Source organism: Comamonas sp. C24C, from assembly GCF_053345995.1.
Map to the genome: position 1 here is coordinate 4,040 of NZ_JBKFBC010000002.1, position 8,199 is coordinate 12,238.

Consider the following 8,199-nt stretch of genomic DNA (forward strand, 5'->3'; position numbering starts at 1 on the left):
TGGCGGTGGGCGCTGCGCGAGCCGCAGAGATCGATGGCGCGGCCATGTCCGTCGCCTGGGGCATACCGTTTGTGGGCATGTTGCTGTCGATTGCGCTGATGCCGCTGCTGCTGCCGCAATTCTGGCATCACCATTTCGGCAAGGTCACCGCCGGCTGGGCGCTGGCCTTCATGCTGCCTTTTGCCCTGGTTTACGGGCCGGGCGCAGCGGGCATGAATCTGGTGCATGCCCTGCTGGCCGAGTATCTGCCGTTCGTGATCCTGCTGACTGCCTTGTATACGGTGGCTGGCGGCATCTATGTGCGAGGCAATCTGCGCGGTTCACCGGGGCTGAATACCGCCATTTTGGCCATTGGAGCACTGCTGGCCAGCTTCATGGGTACGACAGGAGCTTCCATGCTGCTGATCCGCCCCTTGCTGCGCGCCAACGACAACCGCCGTCATCAGGCCCATGTGGTGGTGTTCTTCATCTTCATCGTCTCCAATGCCGGGGGTGCACTGACACCGCTCGGAGATCCGCCGCTGTTCCTGGGCTTTCTAAAGGGGGTGGACTTCTTCTGGACGGTGAGCCACATCTGGGGCCCGATGTTGTTCCTCACACTGGCGCTGCTCGCCGTCTTCTATGTGATAGATCACAGGCTGATGGGGCATAAGGGTGAGACCGATCTGCCGGATCCAACGCCCAGCATGGACGCGACCGGCGCTCAAAGCCGCCTGGGCTTTGAAGGCCGCGTGAACTTTGTGCTGCTGATGGTGGTGGTGGCTCTGGTGCTGGTCAGCGGCATCTGGCGCACTCCCGCTGGCTTCGAGATTGCCGGCACCCATGTCGGTCTGCCCGGTCTTGTGCGCGATCTGGGCCTGCTGGCCGTAGCGCTGCTGTCGCTCAAGCTCACGCCAGCCCGCGTGCACCGGGCCAACGAGTTCGGCTGGGGGCCCATGCAGGAAGTGGCCAAACTGTTCGCAGGTATCTTCCTGACCATCATCCCCGTCATTGCCATGCTCAAGGCGGGTGCCGAGGGGCCGTTCGGTGCCGTGGTACGAGCCGTTACCAATGCCGATGGCACGCCCAACCCGGCCATGTATTTCTGGGCCACGGGCCTGCTGTCTTCCTTCCTCGACAATGCTCCTACCTATCTGGTGTTCTTCAATACCGCAGGCGGTGATCCGGCGCATCTCATGACCGATATGGCGCTGACGCTGACAGCCATCTCCGCCGGTGCTGTTTTCATGGGCGCCAATACCTATATCGGCAATGCGCCCAATCTCATGGTCAAGGCGATTGCCGAAGATCGCGGCGTGAAGATGCCGGGCTTCTTCGGCTACATGCTCTGGTCGGTCTGCGTGCTGGTGCCGCTGCTGGTGCTGATCACCTGGATCTGGTTTCTATAGGCCGTGAAAGCGCGGCCTGGCAGTAGTGCTGCCATCACCCATCAATTGAAGAGGAAACAACGATGAGCAACAAGCCTCGCATTCTGATCGCCCGTGCCATTTCACCCGAGGTGGTGCAGCGGCTGCAGCAGCACTTTGAAGTGCAGTCCAATCAGGACGATGTGGTCTGGTCGCAAGCCGAGCTGGCACAGCAGTTGCAGGGCAAGGATGGCGTGCTGACCACGGGTTCGCAGCGCATCGATGCCGAGTTGCTGGCCGCCTGTCCGCAACTCAAGATCGTGGCCAATATGGCGGTGGGCTACAACAATTTCGACGTGCCCGCGATGACGGCCGCAGGCGTGCAGGGCACGAATGCCCCCGATGTACTGACAGAGACTACGGCCGATTTCGGCTTTGCGTTGCTGATGGCCACGGCGCGCCGCATTACCGAGAGCGAGCACTATCTGCGTGCCGGGCTCTGGAAGGACTGGCATTACGACCTGTTTGCCGGTGCCGAGGTGCATGGCAGCACGCTGGGCATTCTCGGCATGGGCCGCATCGGTCAGGCAATTGCGCGTCGTGCGGCCTACGGCTTCGGAATGGAGGTGATCTATCACAATCGCTCGCGTCTGGATGCTGGACTTGAAGCCGAGTGCAAGGCCAGCTATGTCGGCAAGCAGGAGTTGCTCGAACGTGCGGACCACCTGATGCTGGTGCTGCCGTTCACCCCCGAAAACCGCCACACCATAGGCGCGGCAGAAATAGCCCAGATGAAGCCCACGGCCACGCTGATCAATATCGCGCGCGGCGGCATCGTGGATGATGCGGCGCTGGCCCAGGCGCTGAAAGACGGACGCATTGCCGCAGCGGGGCTGGATGTGTTCGAAGGAGAGCCGGCCGTGCATCCCGAGCTGCTGACGGTGCCGAATGTGGTGCTGACACCCCATATCGCCAGTGCCACCAAGGGCACGCGTACGGCCATGGCTGGGCTGGCGGCGGACAATCTGACCTCCTTTCTGGCTGGTAAGGGGCCGTTGACACCCGTCAATCAGCTTGGCTGATGCGTCTCCATTAGGTCGGCTCTCGTCACATCAGTTTGAGGGCGGATGCGTGATCTGAGTGCTTTTTCGGCTTTGATAATTTCTGCCCGCATGGCGTGTGAACGCGCAGCGGGCTTTTCTTATTTCAAGCGAGACAGCAATGCCTTTTATCCGCACCAGCGTCCACAAGGACACCACGCCCGCCCAGCGCCAGGCCATCGTCAATGGGATTCATCAGGCCCTGATCGATGGCATCGGCATGCCTGCCGATGAGTTGTTCAACATGGTCGATGACTATGACGAGCAGAAGTTCTTCTTCAGCCGCACCTTCAACGGCTACCAGCGCTCGGACCGTGTGGTGGTGGTGGAGATCACCATGCGTCGTGGCCGCAGCGATGCCATGAAGCGTTCCCTCTACGCCCATATCGCCGCCAATCTGGAAAAAGATGCGGGTGTGGCCCCCAACGATGTGTTCATTTTCACGCACGAAAACGACTATTCCGACTGGTCGGTGGGCGGTGGCAAGTTCGCCATGGCCATTGCCCAGCAGGTCGGCCCCGACGCCTGATTCCTGCATCAACCGATTGCAGCCTCGCTGTCGCCAAGGCTGCAACCGGGAGCAGCACTTTTGTCTGCATTGGATTTTTCGTGGCTCTGAGGACTGATAATTTGCCTGCGCGCTAGTGCTTGCAAACTTCAGTCTGCAATGCTGGCTGCGAGTTTTCGATGTAAAAAAGCCTGAAGCGCTTTGCTGGAAAGCGCTTCTAGCTATGAAAACAAGAGTGAGAAAGGCGTGGCAAGACGGTGACTACGTGGTGGCTTGGGTTGGCGGCGGTGGCCGCATTGATGGTGGCCCTGCTTCTGGTGCTGCTGTGGTGGCTGCAGGGGCTGCGCCGTCAGACGGAGCTGGCTCTTGGCCCTGATGCGATGAGGCTGCAAGCCCAGCTGCTACAGGGATTGCAGGCGCTGGATGTCAGGCTGCAGCAACTGGAGCGCAGCAGCCAGAGCACCCAGATGACGGTGGCCAAGAGTGATGGCGCCTTGGACCGTGTCACCCAGCATGTGCAGACCCATCTGGCCCAGACCCAGCAGGATGCGCTGGCCGCGCGGCGCGAGCAGACGGCGACACTAGCGTCCTTTCGTGAAGAAGTTGCCCAGCTTGCGCAGCGGCTGACGGCCGACAGCCAGCAAGCGCGCGCGGCACTGACCCAAAGCAGTGCAGAGCAGGCCGTCCATGTCCAGCAGCGCTTCGAGGCACTGGCGGAGACCACACGTGGCACGCTGGACTCGCTCAAGGGTGATATCCAGCACCAGCTCACGCATATGAGTACCAATATGGGTGCTGCGCTCAAGGATCAGCTGGGCAGCAATGGCGAGCAGCTGCGTCATCAGTTTGCCGTGTTGCAGGACGCGGTGAGCCAGCAGCTGGCTGCACTGACGCAGGGCCAGCAGACCACGGCCGAGCAGCTGCGTGCAACGCTCAACGAGCGCCTGGCCACGATTCAGAGCGACAACGCCCTCAAGCTCGACGAGATGCGCCGCACCGTCGATGAAAAACTGCATGCCACGCTGGAGCAGCGTCTGGGGGAATCCTTCAAGCTGGTCAGCGACCGGCTGGAGCAGGTGCACAAGGGTCTGGGCGAGATGCAGACCCTGGCGGGCAGCGTGGGCGATCTGAAGCGCGTGATGACCAATGTGAAGTCGCGTGGCACCTGGGGCGAGCTGCAGCTGGGCAGCATCATCGACAATGTGCTCACGCCCGAGCAGTACGCCAGAAACGTCAAGACCGTGCCTGACAGCGATGAGCTGGTCGAGTTCGCCATCCGGCTGCCGGGGCGCAACGACGAGCAGCCTGTATGGCTGCCCATCGATGCCAAATATCCGGTCGAGCATTACCAGCGCCTGCAGGATGCGCAGGACAGCGCAGATCGTGTGGCCATTGTCGCGGCGGGCAATGCCTTCGAGACATCGATTCGCGGCGAGGCCAAAAAGATCGCGAGCAAGTACATCGCGCCGCCGCACACCACGGACTTCGCTGTCATGTATCTGCCCACCGAGGGCCTGTTCGCCGAAGTGCTGCGCCGTCCGGGCCTGGTCGAGGCGCTGCAGAACGAGCATCGCATCGTGATTACCGGTCCCGCGAATCTGGCCGCCATGCTCAGCAGCCTGCAGATGGGCTTCAAGACGCTGGCGATCGAGAAGCGCTCCTCCGAAGTCTGGGGCGTGCTCGGTCAGGTCAAGACCGAGTTCGGCAAGTTCGGCGAAGTGGTGGAGGCCACGCGCAAGTCCATCGATGCCGCTGCGCGCAAGTTCGATCAGGTGGGTGTGCGCACGCGCGCCATTCAGCGCCATTTGCGCAATGTGCAGGAGCTGCCGAATGAAGCCGGGCAGGAGCAGCCTCTGTTTCCAGCCACATCGCCTGGAGGCGATCAGACAGCCAGCGAGGACGAAGAATGAATGCGGCCCTGCTGCGCCTGATCCTTGCGCAAGTCTGTATCCACGGCACCATGACCGGAATGCGCATGGCCACGCCGCTTTTGGCGCTCAAGGAGGGCTATAGCGCAGCCGCGGTCGGCATGCTGCTGGCGCTGTTCGCGTTGACCCAGGTGTTTCTGTCGCTGCCCGCGGGCCGCTATGCGGACCGTCACGGGCTCAAGCGCCCGCTCATCATCAGTGTGGTGGCTGCATGTTCCGGAGCGGGAGTGGCCGTGCTGTTCCCGATCTATCCGGTGCTGTGCCTGAGCGCTTTGCTGACGGGCGGCGCAGCCGGCATGGCGCTCATCGCCCTGCAGCGCCATGTGGGGCGCATGGCACACAACAAGGACGAGTTGCGCAAGGTCTTTAGCTGGCTGGCGATTGGCCCGGCCATTTCCAACTTTCTGGGACCGTTTGCGGCCGGGCTGCTGATCGACTATGCAGGCGGAGAAGCGGCCAGCACGACGGGCTTCAGGGCCGCCTTCCTGCTGCTGACCCTGATGCCTCTGGCGGCCTGGTTCTGGGCGAGAACGGTGCAGGAGCTGCCGGCGCTGCAGACCGAGAGCGCGAACCAGAAGGCAACGGCCTGGGACCTGGTGCAGAACCGGGGCTTCAGGCGCTTGTTGCTGCTGAACTGGGCGCTTTCCTCTTGCTGGGATGTGCATACCTTTGTCGTGCCCATTCTGGGTCACGAACGCGGACTGCCTGCCTCGGTGATCGGCAGCATCCTGGGTGCTTTTGCGATCGCTGCGGCCGTGATCCGCCTTTTGATGCCCATCATCACGCGCCATATGGCCGAATCGCAAGTGGTGCTGGGCGCCATGGTTGCCGCATACGCCCTGTTCATCGCCTACCCCTTCATGCCCGGTGCCTGGAGCATGGGCGCCTGTTCGGTCTTGCTGGGCGTGGTACTGGGATCGGTGCAACCCATGGTGATGAGCATGATTCATCAGATCACGCCACCCGAGCGCCATGGCGAGGCGCTGGGATTGCGCATGATGGCCATCAACGGCTCCAGCGTGCTGATGCCGGTGCTGTTCGGCTCGCTCGGCACGGTGGTTGGTGTCTCGGCCCTGTTCTGGGCGGTGGGGGCGCTGGTCGGCGTGTCCTCGCGCCTGCCCTGGCTGATCGGCAAGCAGGATATGCCGTCTGATGAGTGGGGTGGCCATTAAACAGGCCGGCTGCTTGCATTAAAAAAGAGCGCCCTGGGCGCTCTTTTGTCTTCTGGAAGTGCGTTTACAGCTCTTCGACCCTGCGCGCCGGATAGCTGTCCCAGCTCTGGCAGCCGGGGCAATGCCAGAAATGGGTGCGGGCTTCAAAGCCGCAGGCTGCGCAGCGGTAGCGGGTCAGGGGCTTGGTGGCATGGTTCAGCGCCTTCTGCACGGTGGCATGGTACTGCTCTTCGGTCAGGGTCTCGCCTTCCAGCCATTGGGCGGCCGCCACCAGGGACGACTCATGCTCCAGATGCTGGACCAGGCGCTGGCGGCCGGGCGCTGCCGCATCGCCGCTTTTCTGGTCCAGGGCGACCAGTGCCTGCAGCAGATCCAGCGAGGGTGCTTGCGCATAGTGCTTGAGCAGCAGATCGCGAGCCTCGGCGAGCGCGCCCGTTGCTTCGGCCACTTCCACCAGCAGGCTGGCGGCCAGGGGCAGGGCTGCGGGGCTGTTCTGCGCCAGAGCCTGAAGGCTGGATAAAGCCTGCACGGACCGGCCCTGGCGATGCTGGAGCTGGGCCAGCTCCAGTCGGGGGCGCGGAGCTTGCGGAGCCGTCTCCAGGGCCTGCTGCAGCTGCGCAAAAGCCTTGTCGAGCTGGCCATGGGCCACCTGAGATTGCGCATCTTCGCAAAGATAGTGGGCCAGGCGGGTGCTGAAGTCTCCCTGGCCTGCGGCCTGCATCTTGCGCACGATGGCCGCTGCCTGGGCCCAGTCGCGAGAGCGCTCGTAAATGGCCAGCAGTGCCAGGCGTGCCTCGCCTTCGTACTGCGTGCCTTCCAGGCGGTTCAGAGCCTCCTCGGCGCGGTCCAGCAGACCTGCCTTGAGAAAGTCCTGTGCCAGTGCATGCTGGGCACGGTCCCGGTCGGGGCGGGTGAGGTCGGCGCGGCTGAGCAGATGCTCGTGGACGCGCACCGCACGGTTGTATTCGCCGCGGCGGCGAAACAGATTGCCCAGGGCAAAGTGCAGCTCGGTGGTATCGGGGTCGTTCTGTACGGCCTCGATAAAGGCATCGATGGCCTTGTCCTGCTGCTCGTTGAGCAGAAAGTTCAGGCCCTTGAAATACGCCTTGGGAGCCTGGCGGTTGTCGGCGCGCACCTGGCGCAAATCCCAGCGGGAGGCCAGCCAGCCCAGCACAAAGGCTGCAGGCAGGCCCAGCAAAATCCAAGTCAGGTTAAATTCCATGCACGTCGCCCGGCGCAATGATCGAAGAAGAGTTCTGTTCCTTCACCGCAGGTGCTGCACTGGTGGCATTGGCTGCGGTGTTCGGTGCCTGTTGAGTGGCCTGTGCTTCGCGCGCTGCGCTGCGATGCTTGAGCCAGCGTGGCACCATGCCCAGCACTCCGACAAAAAGGCCCAGCGCAAAAGCTGCCAGAACCACCAGCACCAGAGGTGCGGTCCAGGCCGTGCCAAAGAAGAAATGCACGGTGGCGTCTTGCTGGTTGTTGAGTGCGAATGCGAACAGAGTGAAAAAAATGGCTGCCTTGAGCAGCCACAGCAGGTATTTCATGCTTCCCTTTATGCGCCTTGTGTGACGGGAAGATTTTAGGCCAGCCTATGCGTGGACTGGCAAACGGCGGCATGCTCAGCCCTGATTGGGCTGTCGGTGCCTAAGGACTTCAGGCGGTCTGAGGCTGCTGGGCAGCGGAGTCGTCGGCCTTGAGATTGTCCACGGCTTCGCGCAGGGCCTTGCCGGGCTTGAAATGAGGAACGCGCTTGGAAGGAACCTGAACGGACTCGCCCGAGCGGGGGTTGCGGCCTATGCGGGGCTGGCGGTGATTGATGGCAAAGCTGCCAAAGCCGCGAATTTCGATACGGTGACCGCGCACCAGGGCATCGCTGACAGCATCCAGAATGGTTTTGACGGCCTGCTCGGCATCACGTTGGTTGAGTTGGCCAAATTGGGCGGCAAGTTCTTCGACGAGATCGGATCGGGTCATCGGGTAGCGGAGGCTCTAGGTTGAAAACAACAACGGGCGCACAGGGCGCCCGTTGTCTTTGACGCTTGGCGGTCAGCCAGGCGAGCTGGCTGACCGGCTGATGCAAGATTTACTTGTCAGCGTCCAGCTTGGCGCGCAGCAGAGCGCCCAGGCTGGTGGTACCAGCGT

Annotated in this window: 8 protein-coding genes; 5 read left to right on the plus strand and 3 right to left on the minus strand. The window is 62.4% G+C overall.

The window, feature by feature from the left end:
* Window positions 1-5 precede the first annotated feature (5 nt).
* The 5 genes from ACLBXN_RS03820 to ACLBXN_RS03840 all read left to right on the plus strand — a co-directional run bounded on the left by ACLBXN_RS03820 (window position 6) and on the right by ACLBXN_RS03840 (window position 6,054).
* A complete protein-coding gene (locus tag ACLBXN_RS03820; RefSeq protein WP_447611598.1) occupies window positions 6-1,388 on the plus strand; it encodes a sodium:proton antiporter in 1,383 nt (460 codons plus the stop codon).
* 62 nt (window positions 1,389-1,450) lie between these two features.
* Window positions 1,451-2,428, plus strand: coding sequence for a 2-hydroxyacid dehydrogenase (locus ACLBXN_RS03825; protein ID WP_447611198.1), 978 nt, complete (start codon window positions 1,451-1,453; stop codon window positions 2,426-2,428).
* A 139-nt stretch (window positions 2,429-2,567) separates the two neighbouring features.
* Entirely contained in the window at window positions 2,568-2,975 is a 408-nt protein-coding gene (locus tag ACLBXN_RS03830) for a tautomerase family protein (RefSeq protein ID WP_343679334.1), read from the plus strand.
* Window positions 2,976-3,253: 278 nt separating this feature from the next.
* Complete coding sequence (rmuC, locus tag ACLBXN_RS03835) at window positions 3,254-4,864, plus strand: DNA recombination protein RmuC (protein WP_447611599.1); 1,611 nt, start codon at window positions 3,254-3,256, stop codon at window positions 4,862-4,864.
* Window positions 4,861-6,054 (plus strand): MFS transporter, encoded by a 1,194-nt coding sequence (locus tag ACLBXN_RS03840; RefSeq protein WP_447611199.1) that lies wholly within the window; start codon window positions 4,861-4,863, stop codon window positions 6,052-6,054. Before rmuC ends, ACLBXN_RS03840 begins: the two co-directional genes overlap by 4 nt.
* A 64-nt stretch (window positions 6,055-6,118) precedes the next feature.
* Here ACLBXN_RS03840 and lapB read toward each other — a convergent pair whose 3' ends face one another.
* The 3 genes from lapB to ACLBXN_RS03855 all read right to left on the minus strand — a co-directional run bounded on the left by lapB (window position 6,119) and on the right by ACLBXN_RS03855 (window position 8,031).
* Complete coding sequence (gene lapB / locus ACLBXN_RS03845; RefSeq protein WP_211455637.1) at window positions 6,119-7,276, minus strand: lipopolysaccharide assembly protein LapB; 1,158 nt, start codon at window positions 7,274-7,276, stop codon at window positions 6,119-6,121.
* Window positions 7,266-7,601, minus strand: a complete 336-nt coding sequence (locus ACLBXN_RS03850) for a LapA family protein (protein WP_003057146.1) — start codon at window positions 7,599-7,601, stop codon at window positions 7,266-7,268. Before ACLBXN_RS03850 ends, lapB begins: the two co-directional genes overlap by 11 nt.
* 109 nt (window positions 7,602-7,710) lie before the next feature.
* The gene (locus ACLBXN_RS03855) at window positions 7,711-8,031 is read right to left on the minus strand and encodes an integration host factor subunit beta (protein WP_043006739.1); all 321 of its coding nucleotides are present in this window, start codon (window positions 8,029-8,031) and stop codon (window positions 7,711-7,713) included.
* Between the last annotated feature and the right edge of the window lie 168 nt (window positions 8,032-8,199).